This is a genomic window from Pedobacter sp. ISL-64, from assembly GCF_018613605.1.
Classification (GTDB): Bacteria; Bacteroidota; Bacteroidia; order Sphingobacteriales; family Sphingobacteriaceae; genus Pedobacter.
In genome coordinates, this window is sequence record NZ_JAGGPU010000028.1 from 32,281 (window position 1) to 47,269 (window position 14,989).

Genomic DNA, 14,989 nt, shown 5'->3' on the forward strand with positions numbered 1-14,989 from the left:
TTTTTAAATTCGTTATTGAATATATAGTAACATGAAAAAAGTTAATTACCCTTTTGAGGTAATTAACTAGATCATTTATTACTTTGAGTATAACTCGATGATTAAGTTTTCCTTGATGTTTTCAGGAATCTCATCACGTTGAGGGTAGGTTAAGAATTTACCAGTTAATTCACTAGCATTCCACTCTAACCAAGCAAACTTATTAATCGTTCTACCTGCAACTGAGTTACTAATTGATTCTAAAGATTTAGATTTTTCACGAACAGCAACCACATCACCAGCTTTTAACTGATATGAAGGGATATTTACAACTTCACCATTCACGGTAACGTGTTTATGGCTAACTAACTGGCGTGCACCAGAACGGGTTGTTGAAATACCTAAACGGTAAACTGTGTTATCTAAACGTGCTTCTAATAACTGAAGTAAGTTATCACCGGTAATACCAGCACGAGAAGATGCTTTTTTAAACAAGTTACTGAACTGTTTTTCTAATACACCATAAGTATATTTTACTTTTTGTTTCTCCATTAACTGGATAGCATATTCAGATTGTTTTCCTCTTCTTTTTGATGAGCCGTGTTGCCCAGGAGGATAATTTTTTCTGTCTAACACCTTATCAGGACCGAAGATTGGTTCTCTGAATTTACGGGCGATTTTTGATTTTGGGCCTGTATATCTTGCCATTTTTTTTTCTGTTTTAAAGTATCATCCAACCTGAAGCTGGAGATTCTTAGCTTTAAAATTAATTAAACTCTTCTCTTTTTAGGAGGACGACATCCGTTGTGAGGAAGTGGAGTGATATCTTTAATAGACATTACTTCGATACCTGCTACTTGCAAAGTTCTGATTGCAGATTCACGACCTGAACCCGGACCTTTTACAAACACTTCAACTTTACGTAAACCTAAATCAAACGCAACTTTACCGCAATCTGAAGCTGCTTGACCAGCTGCATACGGCGTGTTCTTTTTAGAACCTTTAAAGCCCATTTTACCAGCAGAAGACCATGAAATGGTTTGTCCGCCGTTGTTTGTTAAGGTAACGATGATGTTGTTGAAGGTAGCATTGATATGCGCCTGACCAACAGACTCAATTACAACGATACGTTTTTTTGTTACTTTTTTACTCTTAGCCATGTTTTTTATTACTGAATGAGAGAATGCTTGAGTGATTGAATGAGAGAATGTTTCCATTCAATAATTCAATCATTCTAAATTCAATCATTTATTTTCTACTTAGTAGCTTTTTTCTTGTTAGCAACTGTTTTTCTCTTACCCTTACGAGTACGTGAGTTGTTTTTAGTACGCTGACCACGAGAAGGTAAACCTTTTCTGTGACGTAAACCACGGTAACAACCGATATCCATTAAACGTTTAATGTTTAACTGAACTTCTGAGCGTAAAGCACCTTCTACTTTAATCTCATCGTTAATCATTGTACGGATAGCTGTTAATTCCTCATCAGACCAGTCTTGTACTTTTTTGTTCAAGTCGATACCTGCTGTAGTTAATATACGTTGTGCAGTTGTTCTGCCAATCCCGTAGATATACGTTAAACCGATCTCTCCTCTTTTGTTTCTTGGTAAATCAATACCTGAAATCCTTGCCATATTTATTTATTTTTTGAGTAACTCCGAACGGCGGGCCACCGTTGTGCGGTTCATTACAATATTTTTAATTACCCTTGACGTTGCTTGTATTTAGGATTTTTCTTGTTGATTACGTAAAGTTTACCTTTACGGCGAATAATCTTACAATCAGCGCTACGTTTTTTAATTGATGATCTAACTTTCATTTTATTTGTATCTATAAGTAATGCGTCCTTTTGTTAAATCATAAGGAGACATTTCCAATTTAACTTTATCCCCAGGAAGAATTTTGATGTAGTGCATCCTCATCTTTCCTGAAATATGCGCAATAATCTCATGCCCGTTCTCGAGTTCTACCCGGAACATCGCATTGGATAATGCTTCTCTTATTACTCCGTCTTGTTCAATTGAGGCTTGTTTAGCCATATTTTATTGATTGTTACTTAATTAGCTGCTTCTAAACAGGGTTGCAAAATTAAATAAAAAATTTTAATTATTTATTTTTTTTGTTGTAAAACTTCTTCTATTATAGAAAACGTTGATAAAACATCTGCTTTGCCCTTTTTTACGGCTACTGTGTGTTCAAAATGTGCCGATGGTTTATTGTCTTTACTGGTTACCGTCCATCCATCGTTATGGAATTTAACACCGGCTACGCCTGCATTGATCATGGGTTCTATCGCAATTACCATTCCTTCTTCAAGTTTTGGCCCTGCACCACGTTTCCCATAATTCGGAACTTCTGGTTTCTCATGAAGTTTTACACCAACACCGTGCCCAACAAGCTCTCTTACTACACCAAATCCATTAGCTTCTGCATACTGTTGAACAGCGAAACCGATATCACCGATACGCATACCAACAACAGCTTTTTCTATCCCCAATTCCAGGCAACGTTTAGTAACCTCAATCAATTTCTGTTTTTCGGCATCAATTTCCCCGATAGAGAAAGTGTAGGCCGAATCGCCAAAATAATTGTTTTTAATAACCCCACAATCAACTGAAATTAAGTCGCCCTCCTGGATTACGTATTCGCTTGGAAAACCATGAACAACCTGCTCATTTGGCGAAATACATAAAGAATTAGGGAAACCATTATAGTTTAAAAATGCCGGAATCGCTCCGTGGTCACTTATAAACTCATAGGCTAGTTTATCTAACTGAATAGTAGTCATGCCTGCTTTTATCACCTTGGCCACTTCGGCCAAAGTTTTAGAAACAAGCATGGAACTTTCTCTTATTAACTCGATCTCCTCAAGAGATTTGTAATAAATTTTAGACATCCGTTACACTACAACGCTGCGTTGCTACTTGCAGCAGGAACACCTGTTCTGCCAGTAACTCTACCCGTTTTCATCAAACCATCGTAATGGCGCATCAATAAATAACTTTCGATCTGCTGTAAAGTATCCAATACAACACCAACTAAAATCAATAAAGAAGTACCACCGAAGAAGTGTGCAAACTCTTGTTTAATGCCGAACTTAACCGCTAACGAAGGTAAAATAGCAATGATCGCTAAAAATACTGCACCTGGGAAAGTGATTTTAGAAATTACATCATCAATAAAAGTTGATGTTGCAAAACCCGGTTTAACGCCTGGGATAAAACCACCGTTTTTCTTCATATCGTCACTCATTTGAGTTGGATTAACTGTAATTGCAGTATAGAAGAAAGTAAATGCGATAATTAAAAATGCGAACGTTAAGCTATAAGCCAACGAAGTTGTGTTACTGAACTGGATTAACCAAGAACCTTGTAATGAAGGAACAAACTGCATTAAAGCACCTGGAATAAACATTAACGCCTGAGCAAAAATGATTGGCATAACACCAGCAGCATTAACCTTTAAAGGAATGTACTGACGAACACCACCAAACTGGCGGTTACCAACAATTTTCTTTGCGTATTGTACAGGTACTTTACGTACACCTTGAACAATTAAAATGGTAAACATTACAACCGCAAATAAAGCAACGATCTCTAAAACCAATGCCACCGGGCCTCCACCTTCACTAGATGAACCCACACGCGCACTAAATTCTTGAGAAATTGCAACTGGTAAACGGGCAATAATACCAACCATAATGATCAGTGATGTACCGTTACCAATACCTTTATCAGTAATTTTTTCGCCTAACCACATTACAAATAATGTACCTGCCGTTAATACAAACGTAGATAACACTAAGAATAAAGTATTTGGCAATAAAATAGCTTCTGCAGGAACTTGCGTTTTAACGTAACCAACAGATTGAACGATTGTGATCGCTACCGTTAGGTAACGGGTAATCTGGTTCATTTTCTTTCTACCACTTTCGCCCTCTTTCTGCATTTTTTGGAAAGAAGGAACAGCAATACCCAATAGTTGCACCACAATCGATGCAGAGATATAAGGCATTACCCCCAATGCTAAAATAGACACACGAGAGAAAGAACCTCCGGCAAACATATCTAGTAAGCCTAAGATTCCTGATTTTTCGTTATTGCCTAAAGCAGTTGGATCTACACCTGGTAAAACCACGTGAGATACGAAACGGTATACCAAAAGAATTAAGAGCGTAAACAATATACGCTCTTTTAATTCCTGAATTTTCCAGATATTACTTAAAGTAGTAAATAGCTTCTTCATTTAATAATTACAATTTTACAATAGAACCACCTGCAGCTTCAATAGCTTTTTGTGCGGTTGCAGAGAACGCATGCGCTGTAATTTCTAGCTTTGCTTTAACTTCACCACGACCTAAAATTTTAACTAAGTCGTTTTTAGAAGCTAAACCATGTGCTTGTAAAGCAGCAAAATCGATAGTTGTTAAGCTGTGTTTTTCAGCTAAAGCTTGTAAAACATCTAAGTTTACACCAACATATTCAGTACGGTTGATTGGTTTGAAACCAACTTTAGGCACACGACGTTGTAAAGGCATTTGACCACCTTCGAAACCGATTTTGGTTTTGTGACCTGAACGAGAACCCGCACCTTTGTGACCACGAGTTGAAGTACCGCCACGACCAGAACCTGTACCACGACCAATTCTTTTGCTGTTTTTTGTAGAACCTACTGCAGGTTTTAAATTACTTAAATTCATTTTTTTGAATTTGTGTTGCCCTTCGCTTTCACTAAACAGGTACAACGATTAAACATATATAAAGGTAGTACAGGCTTTTACCCATACTACCTTTAAAACTTTTACTAGATTGCTTCGATTGCTACCAAATGGTTCACTTTGCGAACCATACCGATAATTTGTGGTGTAGCTTCAACCTCAACACTTTGGTTCATTTTAGATAAACCCAAAGCCTGAACGGTTCTTTTTTGGCGCTCGCTTCTGTCGATAACGCTTTTTACTTGTGTTATTTTGATCTTAGCCATGATATTATCCGTTAAATACTTTGTTTAAATCTATACCACGGGTTTGGGCCACTGTATAAGCATCACGCATTTTAGTTAATGCATCAACAGTTGCTTTTACCACGTTGTGTGGGTTAGATGATCCTTTAGACTTTGCCAATACGTTATGCACGCCAGCACTCTCTAATACAGCACGCATCGCACCACCGGCAATTACTCCGGTACCTACTGCAGCGGGTTTGATTAAAACAAAACCACCTGAGAATTTACCGATTTGCTCGTGAGGAACAGTACCGTTTAAAATTGGAACTTTTACCAAGTTCTTTTTAGCATCATCCACACCTTTTGCAATGGCTTCAGTTACCTCTTTCGCTTTACCTAAACCGAAACCAACAACACCGTTTTCATCACCTACAACAACAATTGCTGAGAAGCTGAAAGTACGGCCACCTTTGGTTACTTTGGCAACACGCTGTATACTAACCAAACGATCCTTTAATTCGATATCGGTGGTTTTTACTCTTTTTATATTAATAGTTGACATCTTACTTTTTCTTCAGATTAAAATACTAGACCAGCTTCGCGGGCACCCTCTGCCAACGATTTAATACGACCGTGGTATAGATAGCCGTTTCTATCGAAAACAACTTCTTTAACACCAGCAGCAATTGCTTTCTCTGCTACTAATTTACCTACAGCTAAAGATTGGTCACTTTTGTTACCTGTTCCAGAAAAATCTTTTGATAAAGATGATGCTGAAGCTATTGTAGTACCGGTTACATCGTTAATAACCTGAGCATAAATCCCTTTATTGCTTCTAAATACAGATAACCTTGGACGTTCTTCCGAACCAGTAAGTCTCTTTCTGATCCCTTTTTTAATACGATCTCTTCTTGATAATTTTTTACCTGCCATGATTACTATTTCTTAGATGCTGATTTACCTGCTTTTCTTCTTAACACTTCACCTACAAACTTGATACCTTTACCTTTATATGGCTCTGGTGCACGTAACGAACGGATTTTCGCTGCTACCTGACCGATTAATTGTTTGTCGATACTTTCTAAAACAATTTTAGGTGTTTGTCCTTTTTCTGAAGATGTAGTTACTTTAATCTCTTCTGGTAACTGGAATACATAATGGTGAGAATAACCTAAAACCAGATCTAATGTATTACCTGTGTTTGTAGCACGGTAACCAACACCTACTAATTCTTGAGTTAATTTATAACCATCAGTAACACCAATAACCATATTGTTAAGCAAAGAGCGGTATAAACCGTGTAATGCTTTGTGTTTCTTTTGTTCTGAAGGACGTTGAACTGTTAAAATTCCTTCTTCTTGACTTACAGTGATATCTGTATCAACTGTTTGAGTTAATTCACCTTTTGGACCTTTTACAGTTACTACGTTATCTTTTGATACGGTAATTGTAACACCTGCAGGGATTGTAATTGGGGCTTTTCCTATTCTTGACATTGTGCTGTTCTCCTAATATTAATAAACGTGACACAATACCTCACCACCAATGTTTAATTTGGCTGCTTCTTTATCGGTCATTACACCTTTAGAAGTAGATAAGATTGCGATACCTAAACCGTTTAATACTCTTGGCATATTTTCAACACCAGCATAGTTTCTCAAACCTGGTTTACTAATTCGCATCAAAGTACGAATAGCAGGAACTTTAGTAATCGGATTGTATTTCAAAGCAATTTTAATAATGCCTTGAACTGTAGTATCTTCAAACTTGTAGTTCGCGATGTAACCTTTGTCAAAAAGAACTTTAGTAATTTCTTTTTTAAGGTTTGATGCAGGAATTTCTACAACACGGTGGTTGGCCTTAATGGCATTCCTTACTCTTGTTAAATAATCTGCTATTGGATCTGTATTCATTTTTTATTGTTTTTGATAGTGGTTTCCTTCTGCTACCCAGCTGTGGGACCTGCTATCGGTTAAAATTCTTTTTTTAGTATATAGAAATAAGTATCAAGTATCAAGACCAGATTGGTTTCTTGATACTTGATACTTGATACTAAATACTTTATACTAGTTGCATTACCAAGATGCTTTTTTAACACCTGGTATTTTACCGTCTAGTGCCATCTGGCGGAACGTTACCCTTGAAATACCAAAGGTACGCATATATCCACGAGGGCGACCAGTTAATTTACAACGGTTGTGTAAACGTACTGGAGATGAGTTTTTAGGTAATTTATCTAAACCCTCGAAATCTCCTGCAGCTTTTAATACTGCACGTTTTTCAGCGTATCTAGCTACCAATTTTTGGCGCTTAACTTCGCGTGCTTTTACACCTTCTTTTGCCATTATTCTGCTGTTTTTTGATTTTTAAATGGTAATCCGAATTGTTTCAATAACTCAAGAGCCTCAACGTCAGATTTTGCCGAAGTTACGAAAGTTATATCCATACCTAAAATTTTATTGATTTTATCGATATTAATCTCAGGAAAGATGATTTGTTCAGTAACTCCTAATGTGTAGTTACCTTTTCCATCAAATCCTTTATCATTGATACCTTTGAAATCACGAATACGAGGCAAAGCTACAGAGATCAAACGATCTAAGAACTCATACATATTGTTATCGCGTAAAGTAACACGTACACCTACCGGCATACCTTTACGTAATTTAAAGTTAGAGATATCTTTCTTTGAATTAGCCGGAACCGCTTGTTGACCAGTGATGGTTGACAACTCAACGATTGTGGTATCCATAATCTTTTTATCAGTAACAGAAAAACGACCAACACCCTGATTGATACAGATTTTTTCCAATTTAGGAACCTGCATTACAGTTTTGTACTGAAATTTTTCTTTTAGTGCATTTACAACTTCTTCTTTGTATTTGCTTTTTAATCTAGGTGTAGCCATTATTTAATCTCCTCTCCTGAAATTTTAGCAACTCTAACTAATTTACCATCTGCGTTAAGTTTACGACCTACGCGGGTAGCTTTACCAGATTTTGGATCAACCAACATCAAGTTAGAAATGTGAAGAGCAGCTTCTTTTTTAATAATACCACCGTTAGGATTAGCAGCATTTGGTTTAGTATGTTTAGATACTAAGTTAATGCCTTCTACAATGGCTCTGTTTTTATCTATAAGTACTGAAAGTACTTTTCCTTGTTGACCTTTTGAATCGCCAGCAATGACTTTAACTAAATCTCCTGTGCGGATTTTAAGTTTTGATGGTGTATTTACTTTGTTTCCCATTTTATAATACCTCCGGTGCTAATGATACAATTTTCATGAATTGTTTTTCACGTAGTTCTCTCGCAACCGGGCCAAAGATACGTGTACCTCTTGGCTCATCCTGTGCGTTCAATAATACAGCTGCATTATCGTCAAAACGGATATAAGAACCATCTTTACGACGGATTTCTTTTTTAGTTCTTACAACAACTGCTTTAGAAACTGTACCTTTTTTAATGTTACCTGAAGGTAACGCGCTTTTTACGGTAACAACTACTTTATCACCAATTGAAGCATAACGTTTGCCGGTTCCACCTAGCACGCGAATTACTAATACTTCTTTTGCGCCGCTGTTATCAGCAACGTTTAATCTCGATTCCTGTTGTACCATCTTATTTAGCTCTTTCTAAAATTTGTACCAATCTCCAGTTCTTGTTTTTACTCAAAGGACGAGTTTCCATAATCAATACTGTATCACCGATACCGCATTCGTTTTTCTCGTCGTGAGCCATAAATTTGGTAGTTTTCTTTACGAACTTACCATAAATCGGGTGTTTTACTTTACGTTCCACGCTCACTACAACAGATTTATCCATCTTGTTGCTTACCACTAACCCGGTTCTTGTTTTTCTTAATTGTCTTTCCATGTCGACTCTCAAATTATTTAGTTTCAGTAGCTGACTCAGTGTTTTTCACTTTCGTCAACTCAGTGTTTAAACGGGCTATGTCTTTCCTTACTTTTGCAATACGTGAAGGATTTTCGATAGCTGAAATAGTGTGAGCGAACTTCAATTTTGATAAGTTCTCTTTTTCTTCCGCAATCTTAGCTACTAATTCTTCTTTTGAAAGCCCTGTGATTTCTGAATTTTTCATTTTTCTTTTTCTTTTACGTTGAGTGTAGCGGTTATAATAAACAAGTATTTACAACATTCACCTCAACTCTTTACTATGCTTCTACGTAATCTCTACGTACTACGAATTTGGTTTGGATCGGTAATTTCTGAGCTGCTAAACGCAATGCTTCTTTAGCAACTTCTAAAGGCACACCTTCAGCTTCGAAAATTACACGTCCTGGTCTTACAACTGCTACCCAATATTCAGGAGCACCTTTACCTTTACCCATACGTACCTCAGCAGGTTTTTTAGTTACCGGTTTGTCCGGGAAGATCCTGATCCATACTTGGCCTTCACGTTTCATGAAACGAGTTACGGCAATACGGGCAGCCTCTATCTGACGACTTGTGATCCAAGTAGCTTCTAGAGATTTGATACCGAAAGATCCGAATGCTAACTCAGCTCCACGAGAAGCTAAACCCTTCATTCTGCCTTTTTGCATCTTCCTGAACTTCGTTCTTTTTGGCTGTAACATTTTATTTTGTTCTAATCGTTAAACGATGTTAATAAATCAATTATTTACGAGGACCTCTGTTAGCGCCTGCGCCACCACCTCTATTTGCTCCGGGACCACCTTGACCTGGACCACGACCACCACCTTGGTTTCCACCACGTCTGTCGTTACCACCGCCACGGTTATCTCTTCCACCACCTCTGTTATCTCTACCACCGAAAGCTGGTTTATCTGATGCGCCTTTTGGACCGTTGTTTGTTGCACCAATGTTTGGAGACAAATCACGTTTTCCATAAACCTCACCTTTACAGATCCAAACTTTAACACCTATTTTACCATAAGTAGTTAAGGCTTCAGCTAAAGCGTAGTCGATATCAGCACGGAATGTATGCAAAGGCACTCTTCCTTCTTTGTACTGCTCGGTACGTGCCATCTCAGCACCACCTAAACGACCAGAAGTCATGATTTTAATACCTTCAGCACCCATACGCATGGTTGATGCGATAGAAGATTTCATTGCTCTACGGAATGAGATCCTTGCTTCTAATTGTTTTGCAACACCTTCTGCAACTAATTGTGCATCAAGCTCTGGGCGTTTAATTTCGAAGATGTTAATTTGAATTTCCTTTTTAGTTAATTTCTTTAACTCTTCTTTGATTTTATCAACCTCAGCACCTGCTTTACCGATTACGATACCCGGGCGAGCTGTGTGGATAGTTACCGTGATACGTTTTAACGTACGCTCGATTACTACTTTTGCAACACCGCCTTTAGCGATACGGGCAGAAAGGTATTTTCTTATTTTCTCATCTTCAACTAATTTATCGGAGTAGTTGTTGCCACCGAACCAGTTAGAATCCCATCCTTTGATGATACCTAACCTGTTACCTATTGGATTTGCTTTTTGTCCCATTTCCTAAAATTAGTTTTGAGTTGTTTCTGTACTTTTACTATCTACAATCAGCGTTACGTGGTTAGAACGTTTACGAATTCTATATCCACGGCCTTGAGGAGCTGGACGTAAGCGTTTCAACTGACGGCCACCATCAACCATAACTGTTTTTACAAAAAGTTGGTTTTCTTCAGGGCGAGCACCTTCATTTTTAGATTCCCAGTTTTTGATAGCAGATAATAATAATTTCTCAACTCTTATTGCTGCTTCTTTATTGGTAAACTTTAAAATGCTTAATGCTTTTTCTACACGTTCACCTCTGATAAGATCTACAACCAAACGCATCTTACGCGGTGAGGTTGGACAATTGTTTAATTTTGCTATTGCTTCCATTGTCTAATTATTTTTTCTTTTCAGCGTGTCCTCTGAATGTTCTGGTTGGAGCAAATTCTCCCAACTTGTGACCAACCATGTTTTCTGTTACGTACACAGGGATAAATTTATTTCCGTTGTGTACAGCAAATGTATGATTCACGAAATCTGGTGATATCATTGATCTGCGAGACCAAGTTTTGATTACAGACTTTTTGCCTGAATCATTCATAGAGTTTACTTTTTTCTCTACGTTATGGTCAATATAAGGTCCTTTTTTTATCGAACGAGCCATTATTTCTTCCTTCTCTCTATGATGTAACGATTAGAATATTTTTTAAGTTCTCTGGTTTTGAAGCCTTTAGCTAAAACACCATTTCTTGAACGTGGGTGACCACCTGATGATCTACCTTCACCACCACCCATTGGGTGATCGACAGGGTTCATCGCTACCGGTCTAGTTCTCGGACGACGGCCCAACCAACGTTTACGACCAGCTTTACCTAATACTTCGTTTGCATGATCTGAGTTAGATACAGCACCGATAGTAGCAAGACAAGTAGTCAAGATTAAACGGGTTTCGCCTGAAGGCATTTTTAAAGTAGCATATTTACCATCGCGGGCAGCTAATTGTGCGTAAGCACCTGCACTACGAGCTAATTGTGCTCCTTTTCCAGGATGGATCTCTACGTTGTGTACGATAGAACCTAATGGAATGTTCGATAATTTTAAAGTGTTACCTACTTCTGGTGCTGCTTTGTCGCCCGATAATAATACCGAACCAACTTGCAATCCTTCAGGAGCGATGATATAACGCTTCTCGCCATCTGCATAGTGTAATAATGCGATGCGGGCAGTACGGTTTGGATCGTATTCAACAGTAGCTACTGTTGCAGGAATATCGAATTTATCGCGTTTGAAGTCGATTAAACGATATGATTTTTTGTGACCACCGCCCATGTAGCGCATAGTCATTTTTCCTGTGTTGTTACGTCCACCAGACTTTTTTGATGATACAACCAATGATTTTTCGGGCTTGGTTGCTGTAATCTCCGTAAAACTAGCACCAACTCTGAAGCGGGTACCTGGAGTAACTGGTTTAAATTTTCTTAAGCCCATAGTTATAATGAATTATTAAATTAAAGGGTTGCGTAATAATCTATTGTTTCGCCGTCTTTTAACGTTACGATTGCTTTTTTGTATTTCGGGCTACGGCCAGATACAAAACCTGCTTTAGTGTAACGAGATTTAGCTTTTCCATCAACAACCATTGTGTTAACCGCAACGATGGTTACACCGTACAATTTCTCAATTGCTTGTTTAATCTGGATTTTGTTAGCCTTGTGGTTAACGCTAAATGTGAAACGGTTAGATTTCTCAGTTAAAGCTGAAGCTTTTTCGGTTAATATTGGTTTTTTTAAAATTTCCATATTATTTGGCAAACGCCTCCTCCAAAGTTTTAACAGAATCAGCAGTTAACACAAGTACACCAGCGTTTAATACATCATAAGTATTTAAATCTGCTGCCGAGATTACTTTAGTTTTCTGAATGTTTCTGCTTGATAAATAGATATTATTATTTTGCGCAGGTAAAACCAATAAAGTTTTTTGAGTACCTACGTTTAACGCAGCCAATAAACTTGTATAGTTTTTAGTTTTAGCTGTATCGAAGTTGAAATCTTCTAAAACTACCACGTTGTTGTCTTTCGCTTTATAAGCCAAAGCAGATTTACGTGCTAATGATTTTAATTTCTTGTTCAATTTAAAGCTATAATCACGTGGCTGAGGACCGAAAACACGACCACCACCGTTAAATAACGGAGATTTAATGCTACCAGCACGGGCACCACCTGTACCTTTTTGTTTGTATAGTTTACGAGTTGAACCAGCAATCTCATTACGTTGTTTAGATTTGTGAGTACCTTGACGTTGGTTAGCCAAATACTGTTTTACATCTAAATAAATCGCGTGGTCGTTAGGCTCGATACCAAATACCGATTCAGGAAGTTGCACCTTGGCACCTGTTTCTTTACCTGAAATGTTTAATACTTTAACTTCCATCTGATTACTTGTCTAAGATTACGTAAGAACCTTTAGCTCCTGGAATGGAACCACTAACTACTAATAAGTTTTGCTCAGCATAAACTTTCAAAACTTGTAAGTTCTGAACTTTTACCCTGTCTCCACCTGTTCTTCCAGCCATGCGCATTCCTTTGAATACACGTGAAGGGAATGATGATGCTCCCAATGAACCTGGGGCACGTAAACGGTTATGCTGACCGTGAGTCTGCATACCAACACCGGCAAATCCGTGGCGTTTTACAACACCTTGAAAACCTTTACCTTTTGAGGTACCTACAACATCAACAAAATCGCCTTCTGCGAAAGAATCAACCGTTACTACATCACCTAAATTAAGTGAAGTTGTAAACGAATCAAATTCTACCAGCTTGCGTTTCGGAGTTGTGTTTGCTTTCGCGAAATGGCCTTTCAATGGTTGAGTTGTGTTTTTCTCTTTTTTCTCATCGTAACCCAACTGGATTGATGAATAACCATCTACTTCTTCGGTTTTTACCTGTGTAACTACACAAGGTCCAGCCTCGATTACCGTACAAGGAATGTTTCTTCCTTCGGCATCAAAGATACTGGTCATTCCTACTTTTTTTCCAATAATTCCTGACATTTTATCTTTTCTTTTTAACACCCATCGAAGCAGTAGGGCTTCGTTCAAGGTGGTTGTACATCCCCCGAAAGGGACGGCAAAGATAGGCAAGAAATATTAATTTTCAAATAGTTAGCCAAATATTTTTTCAAATAAATTGCTGATATGATGGAGGTTAACCTAAAAATGAAGGTTAATGGGCTATTAGGGTGTTTAAACTGATAGTTATAAATTTGATTAAAAGCACTTTAGACCATATTACAGGTTCAAAAATACCATAATTAATCAATATTTGCAGTTTAGTATACCTCTCCCAACTTGGCTTTAACCTGTGCTAAAAGATCAAGTACCGCATTTTCACTACAGGCATATTTATAAATCTCGGCGATCAGCGCATCGCTACAGATGATAGCATTAATTAAATTACCTTTAGCAATAAAGTATTGGCACAGCGCAGCATAAAAAAGCATAAATTCTCCTTCCGAAAATGCCGTTCTCTTTGGGAATGCCTCATCAAGTTTGTAGTTGTTATTCAGTAACTTTAAGCCTTTCTTCAGTTCACGATCAATCATCGCTGCATGGGCCACATAAAGCCGTAAGTATAAGAAATCAGGGAAAAGTTGCATCCCCTTTTTGGCTATGGCATCGGCCTTTCCATGAAGTCCTACCATTTTATATTGCAAAAATAATTCTGCGTAAAATAATGGCATGTCAGGGTTTTTGATTAGAAGAGCATGAATTTGACTGATACTTTCGACACTTTTGTCCTCAAAAATCGATTCATATTCTTCGGCACATTCAATAATACGATCATCCAGTTCATCATTGAGGCTGTAAAGTCCACAATCCACCTTTTGGCCCCAAATTTCGACAATATGGTCTTTATCTAAGGTAGCGGTTTCGCTTTCACCAAATTTATCACGGTAAGCGCCAGTAAAAGTATAGTATATCTGCTTAAAACTTTGCTCATTATCGTCTTCAATAATTTCATCATCCTCAAACTCATCTTCATCATTATAAAACAAGTAATTGCCCTGCCCAACATGCTTATCCAACGTAGCTAGTATCTGATTTACTTTAGCAGGGCTATCATTCGGCCCTACATAATAGGCAGGGATACCATCTTCTCCGAACTCTACATCTATCAATGGGATGCGATCATTATCTTCCTCAAGTATAAATTGGGTTATTGTCCAATCTTTATGCGCCTTAAAGCCACAATCTTTAGCAAAGGCTTCGGCACCATAAATAATGTTATGAACTTCATTATACTCAATCTCATTACCTCCCACATAATCTGCAAAGTAATCCAGTTCTTCGTCGGTTACATTAAACTTAAACATAGTATCCTTTATGCCTAAACATTTTAAATCTATGAGGTAAATTCCTAAAGTAAAATTCCCATTGGTATGTTTACGACTAACCAGTATATTAGCAATACCCGTTTCTTCCCATTCTTCTGTGATATAACAATGCCCAAGTTCTAGTTCCCTGGCACGGGATTTAATAAAATTTTCGGGTTTTTGAAACAGTTGAACAACCTTCCCTGATTTTGCCATTATGGT

28 protein-coding genes are annotated in these 14,989 nt (G+C 37.7%); all 28 read right to left on the reverse strand.

Features of this window, described 5'->3' with window-relative positions; translation table 11 throughout:
- Positions 1 to 78 precede the first annotated feature (78 nt).
- Complete coding sequence (gene rpsD, locus J7E57_RS25325) at positions 79 to 687, reverse strand: 30S ribosomal protein S4 (RefSeq protein ID WP_029282720.1); 609 nt, start codon at positions 685 to 687, stop codon at positions 79 to 81.
- Positions 688 to 749: 62 nt separating this feature from the next.
- Positions 750 to 1,139 carry a 30S ribosomal protein S11 gene (gene rpsK / locus J7E57_RS25330; RefSeq protein ID WP_131532654.1) on the reverse strand — a complete coding sequence of 130 codons (390 nt, stop codon included), beginning with the start codon at positions 1,137 to 1,139 and terminating at the stop codon, positions 750 to 752.
- A 95-nt stretch (positions 1,140 to 1,234) separates the two neighbouring features.
- Positions 1,235 to 1,612, reverse strand: a complete 378-nt coding sequence (gene rpsM, locus J7E57_RS25335; protein WP_215124793.1) for a 30S ribosomal protein S13 — start codon at positions 1,610 to 1,612, stop codon at positions 1,235 to 1,237.
- Positions 1,613 to 1,680: 68 nt separating this feature from the next.
- Positions 1,681 to 1,797, reverse strand: coding sequence for a 50S ribosomal protein L36 (gene rpmJ, locus J7E57_RS25340; RefSeq protein WP_010599887.1), 117 nt, complete (start codon positions 1,795 to 1,797; stop codon positions 1,681 to 1,683).
- A 1-nt stretch (position 1,798) separates the two neighbouring features.
- On the reverse strand, positions 1,799 to 2,017 hold the full coding sequence (infA, locus tag J7E57_RS25345) for a translation initiation factor IF-1 (RefSeq protein ID WP_010599888.1): 219 nt from the start codon (positions 2,015 to 2,017) through the stop codon (positions 1,799 to 1,801).
- Between the two features lie 71 nt (positions 2,018 to 2,088).
- Positions 2,089 to 2,874 (reverse strand): type I methionyl aminopeptidase, encoded by a 786-nt coding sequence (gene map, locus J7E57_RS25350; RefSeq protein ID WP_057932148.1) that lies wholly within the window; start codon positions 2,872 to 2,874, stop codon positions 2,089 to 2,091.
- Positions 2,875 to 2,882: 8 nt separating this feature from the next.
- Entirely contained in the window at positions 2,883 to 4,223 is a 1,341-nt protein-coding gene (secY, locus tag J7E57_RS25355) for a preprotein translocase subunit SecY (protein WP_029278656.1), read from the reverse strand.
- Between the two features lie 7 nt (positions 4,224 to 4,230).
- Complete coding sequence (gene rplO / locus J7E57_RS25360) at positions 4,231 to 4,677, reverse strand: 50S ribosomal protein L15 (protein WP_025145210.1); 447 nt, start codon at positions 4,675 to 4,677, stop codon at positions 4,231 to 4,233.
- Positions 4,678 to 4,781: 104 nt separating this feature from the next.
- Entirely contained in the window at positions 4,782 to 4,961 is a 180-nt protein-coding gene (rpmD, locus tag J7E57_RS25365) for a 50S ribosomal protein L30 (protein WP_010599892.1), read from the reverse strand.
- Between the two features lie 4 nt (positions 4,962 to 4,965).
- The gene (rpsE, locus tag J7E57_RS25370) at positions 4,966 to 5,484 is read right to left on the reverse strand and encodes a 30S ribosomal protein S5 (protein ID WP_010599893.1); all 519 of its coding nucleotides are present in this window, start codon (positions 5,482 to 5,484) and stop codon (positions 4,966 to 4,968) included.
- A 17-nt stretch (positions 5,485 to 5,501) separates the two neighbouring features.
- Complete coding sequence (gene rplR, locus J7E57_RS25375; RefSeq protein WP_131532647.1) at positions 5,502 to 5,855, reverse strand: 50S ribosomal protein L18; 354 nt, start codon at positions 5,853 to 5,855, stop codon at positions 5,502 to 5,504.
- A 5-nt stretch (positions 5,856 to 5,860) separates the two neighbouring features.
- The gene (rplF, locus tag J7E57_RS25380; protein WP_215124794.1) at positions 5,861 to 6,418 is read right to left on the reverse strand and encodes a 50S ribosomal protein L6; all 558 of its coding nucleotides are present in this window, start codon (positions 6,416 to 6,418) and stop codon (positions 5,861 to 5,863) included.
- Between the two features lie 18 nt (positions 6,419 to 6,436).
- On the reverse strand, positions 6,437 to 6,835 hold the full coding sequence (rpsH, locus tag J7E57_RS25385) for a 30S ribosomal protein S8 (protein WP_131532643.1): 399 nt from the start codon (positions 6,833 to 6,835) through the stop codon (positions 6,437 to 6,439).
- Positions 6,836 to 6,997: 162 nt separating this feature from the next.
- Positions 6,998 to 7,267 carry a 30S ribosomal protein S14 gene (gene rpsN / locus J7E57_RS25390; protein ID WP_025145214.1) on the reverse strand — a complete coding sequence of 90 codons (270 nt, stop codon included), beginning with the start codon at positions 7,265 to 7,267 and terminating at the stop codon, positions 6,998 to 7,000.
- Positions 7,267 to 7,833: a 50S ribosomal protein L5 gene (rplE, locus tag J7E57_RS25395; RefSeq protein WP_088301915.1), complete on the reverse strand. Its 567-nt coding sequence runs from the start codon at positions 7,831 to 7,833 to the stop codon at positions 7,267 to 7,269. The genes rpsN and rplE overlap by 1 nt, the downstream gene beginning before the upstream one ends.
- Positions 7,830 to 8,171: a 50S ribosomal protein L24 gene (gene rplX, locus J7E57_RS25400; RefSeq protein WP_029278653.1), complete on the reverse strand. Its 342-nt coding sequence runs from the start codon at positions 8,169 to 8,171 to the stop codon at positions 7,830 to 7,832. The genes rplE and rplX overlap by 4 nt, the downstream gene beginning before the upstream one ends.
- A 1-nt stretch (position 8,172) precedes the next feature.
- Positions 8,173 to 8,541, reverse strand: coding sequence for a 50S ribosomal protein L14 (gene rplN, locus J7E57_RS25405; RefSeq protein WP_010599900.1), 369 nt, complete (start codon positions 8,539 to 8,541; stop codon positions 8,173 to 8,175).
- A 1-nt stretch (position 8,542) separates the two neighbouring features.
- Complete coding sequence (gene rpsQ / locus J7E57_RS25410; RefSeq protein WP_010599901.1) at positions 8,543 to 8,797, reverse strand: 30S ribosomal protein S17; 255 nt, start codon at positions 8,795 to 8,797, stop codon at positions 8,543 to 8,545.
- A gap of 13 nt (positions 8,798 to 8,810) precedes the next feature.
- Positions 8,811 to 9,023, reverse strand: a complete 213-nt coding sequence (gene rpmC, locus J7E57_RS25415; RefSeq protein ID WP_025145217.1) for a 50S ribosomal protein L29 — start codon at positions 9,021 to 9,023, stop codon at positions 8,811 to 8,813.
- A 73-nt stretch (positions 9,024 to 9,096) separates the two neighbouring features.
- Positions 9,097 to 9,519 (reverse strand): 50S ribosomal protein L16, encoded by a 423-nt coding sequence (gene rplP / locus J7E57_RS25420; protein WP_010599903.1) that lies wholly within the window; start codon positions 9,517 to 9,519, stop codon positions 9,097 to 9,099.
- 40 nt (positions 9,520 to 9,559) lie between these two features.
- Positions 9,560 to 10,411 carry a 30S ribosomal protein S3 gene (gene rpsC, locus J7E57_RS25425; protein WP_215124795.1) on the reverse strand — a complete coding sequence of 284 codons (852 nt, stop codon included), beginning with the start codon at positions 10,409 to 10,411 and terminating at the stop codon, positions 9,560 to 9,562.
- A gap of 9 nt (positions 10,412 to 10,420) precedes the next feature.
- Entirely contained in the window at positions 10,421 to 10,783 is a 363-nt protein-coding gene (rplV, locus tag J7E57_RS25430; RefSeq protein WP_029278650.1) for a 50S ribosomal protein L22, read from the reverse strand.
- Between the two features lie 7 nt (positions 10,784 to 10,790).
- Positions 10,791 to 11,057, reverse strand: a complete 267-nt coding sequence (rpsS, locus tag J7E57_RS25435) for a 30S ribosomal protein S19 (protein WP_010599906.1) — start codon at positions 11,055 to 11,057, stop codon at positions 10,791 to 10,793.
- Positions 11,057 to 11,881, reverse strand: coding sequence for a 50S ribosomal protein L2 (rplB, locus tag J7E57_RS25440; RefSeq protein WP_057932151.1), 825 nt, complete (start codon positions 11,879 to 11,881; stop codon positions 11,057 to 11,059). The genes rpsS and rplB overlap by 1 nt, the downstream gene beginning before the upstream one ends.
- Positions 11,882 to 11,901: 20 nt before the next feature.
- The gene (gene rplW, locus J7E57_RS25445) at positions 11,902 to 12,192 is read right to left on the reverse strand and encodes a 50S ribosomal protein L23 (RefSeq protein WP_029278648.1); all 291 of its coding nucleotides are present in this window, start codon (positions 12,190 to 12,192) and stop codon (positions 11,902 to 11,904) included.
- Between the two features lies 1 nt (position 12,193).
- Complete coding sequence (gene rplD / locus J7E57_RS25450) at positions 12,194 to 12,823, reverse strand: 50S ribosomal protein L4 (protein WP_029278647.1); 630 nt, start codon at positions 12,821 to 12,823, stop codon at positions 12,194 to 12,196.
- Between the two features lie 4 nt (positions 12,824 to 12,827).
- A complete protein-coding gene (rplC, locus tag J7E57_RS25455; protein ID WP_029278646.1) occupies positions 12,828 to 13,445 on the reverse strand; it encodes a 50S ribosomal protein L3 in 618 nt (205 codons plus the stop codon).
- A gap of 278 nt (positions 13,446 to 13,723) precedes the next feature.
- Positions 13,724 to 14,983 (reverse strand): hypothetical protein, encoded by a 1,260-nt coding sequence (locus J7E57_RS25460; protein WP_215124796.1) that lies wholly within the window; start codon positions 14,981 to 14,983, stop codon positions 13,724 to 13,726.
- Between the last annotated feature and the right edge of the window lie 6 nt (positions 14,984 to 14,989).

What these genes read in the sequence shown, in the direction of transcription:
- rpsD (WP_029282720.1), bottom strand. Translation starts at nt 687, where the DNA reads ATGGCAAGATATACAGGCCCAAAATCAAAAATCGCCCGTAAATTCAGA.
- rpsK (WP_131532654.1), bottom strand. Translation starts at nt 1,139, where the DNA reads ATGGCTAAGAGTAAAAAAGTAACAAAAAAACGTATCGTTGTAATTGAG.
- rpsM (WP_215124793.1), bottom strand. Translation starts at nt 1,612, where the DNA reads ATGGCAAGGATTTCAGGTATTGATTTACCAAGAAACAAAAGAGGAGAG.
- rpmJ (WP_010599887.1), bottom strand. Translation starts at nt 1,797, where the DNA reads ATGAAAGTTAGATCATCAATTAAAAAACGTAGCGCTGATTGTAAGATT.
- infA (WP_010599888.1), bottom strand. Translation starts at nt 2,017, where the DNA reads ATGGCTAAACAAGCCTCAATTGAACAAGACGGAGTAATAAGAGAAGCA.
- map (WP_057932148.1), bottom strand. Translation starts at nt 2,874, where the DNA reads ATGTCTAAAATTTATTACAAATCTCTTGAGGAGATCGAGTTAATAAGA.
- secY (WP_029278656.1), bottom strand. Translation starts at nt 4,223, where the DNA reads ATGAAGAAGCTATTTACTACTTTAAGTAATATCTGGAAAATTCAGGAA.
- rplO (WP_025145210.1), bottom strand. Translation starts at nt 4,677, where the DNA reads ATGAATTTAAGTAATTTAAAACCTGCAGTAGGTTCTACAAAAAACAGC.
- rpmD (WP_010599892.1), bottom strand. Translation starts at nt 4,961, where the DNA reads ATGGCTAAGATCAAAATAACACAAGTAAAAAGCGTTATCGACAGAAGC.
- rpsE (WP_010599893.1), bottom strand. Translation starts at nt 5,484, where the DNA reads ATGTCAACTATTAATATAAAAAGAGTAAAAACCACCGATATCGAATTA.
- rplR (WP_131532647.1), bottom strand. Translation starts at nt 5,855, where the DNA reads ATGGCAGGTAAAAAATTATCAAGAAGAGATCGTATTAAAAAAGGGATC.
- rplF (WP_215124794.1), bottom strand. Translation starts at nt 6,418, where the DNA reads ATGTCAAGAATAGGAAAAGCCCCAATTACAATCCCTGCAGGTGTTACA.
- rpsH (WP_131532643.1), bottom strand. Translation starts at nt 6,835, where the DNA reads ATGAATACAGATCCAATAGCAGATTATTTAACAAGAGTAAGGAATGCC.
- rpsN (WP_025145214.1), bottom strand. Translation starts at nt 7,267, where the DNA reads ATGGCAAAAGAAGGTGTAAAAGCACGCGAAGTTAAGCGCCAAAAATTG.
- rplX (WP_029278653.1), bottom strand. Translation starts at nt 8,171, where the DNA reads ATGGGAAACAAAGTAAATACACCATCAAAACTTAAAATCCGCACAGGA.
- rplN (WP_010599900.1), bottom strand. Translation starts at nt 8,541, where the DNA reads ATGGTACAACAGGAATCGAGATTAAACGTTGCTGATAACAGCGGCGCA.
- rpsQ (WP_010599901.1), bottom strand. Translation starts at nt 8,797, where the DNA reads ATGGAAAGACAATTAAGAAAAACAAGAACCGGGTTAGTGGTAAGCAAC.
- rpmC (WP_025145217.1), bottom strand. Translation starts at nt 9,023, where the DNA reads ATGAAAAATTCAGAAATCACAGGGCTTTCAAAAGAAGAATTAGTAGCT.
- rplP (WP_010599903.1), bottom strand. Translation starts at nt 9,519, where the DNA reads ATGTTACAGCCAAAAAGAACGAAGTTCAGGAAGATGCAAAAAGGCAGA.
- rpsC (WP_215124795.1), bottom strand. Translation starts at nt 10,411, where the DNA reads ATGGGACAAAAAGCAAATCCAATAGGTAACAGGTTAGGTATCATCAAA.
- rplV (WP_029278650.1), bottom strand. Translation starts at nt 10,783, where the DNA reads ATGGAAGCAATAGCAAAATTAAACAATTGTCCAACCTCACCGCGTAAG.
- rpsS (WP_010599906.1), bottom strand. Translation starts at nt 11,057, where the DNA reads ATGGCTCGTTCGATAAAAAAAGGACCTTATATTGACCATAACGTAGAG.
- rplB (WP_057932151.1), bottom strand. Translation starts at nt 11,881, where the DNA reads ATGGGCTTAAGAAAATTTAAACCAGTTACTCCAGGTACCCGCTTCAGA.
- rplW (WP_029278648.1), bottom strand. Translation starts at nt 12,192, where the DNA reads ATGGAAATTTTAAAAAAACCAATATTAACCGAAAAAGCTTCAGCTTTA.
- rplD (WP_029278647.1), bottom strand. Translation starts at nt 12,823, where the DNA reads ATGGAAGTTAAAGTATTAAACATTTCAGGTAAAGAAACAGGTGCCAAG.
- rplC (WP_029278646.1), bottom strand. Translation starts at nt 13,445, where the DNA reads ATGTCAGGAATTATTGGAAAAAAAGTAGGAATGACCAGTATCTTTGAT.
- J7E57_RS25460 (WP_215124796.1), bottom strand. Translation starts at nt 14,983, where the DNA reads ATGGCAAAATCAGGGAAGGTTGTTCAACTGTTTCAAAAACCCGAAAAT.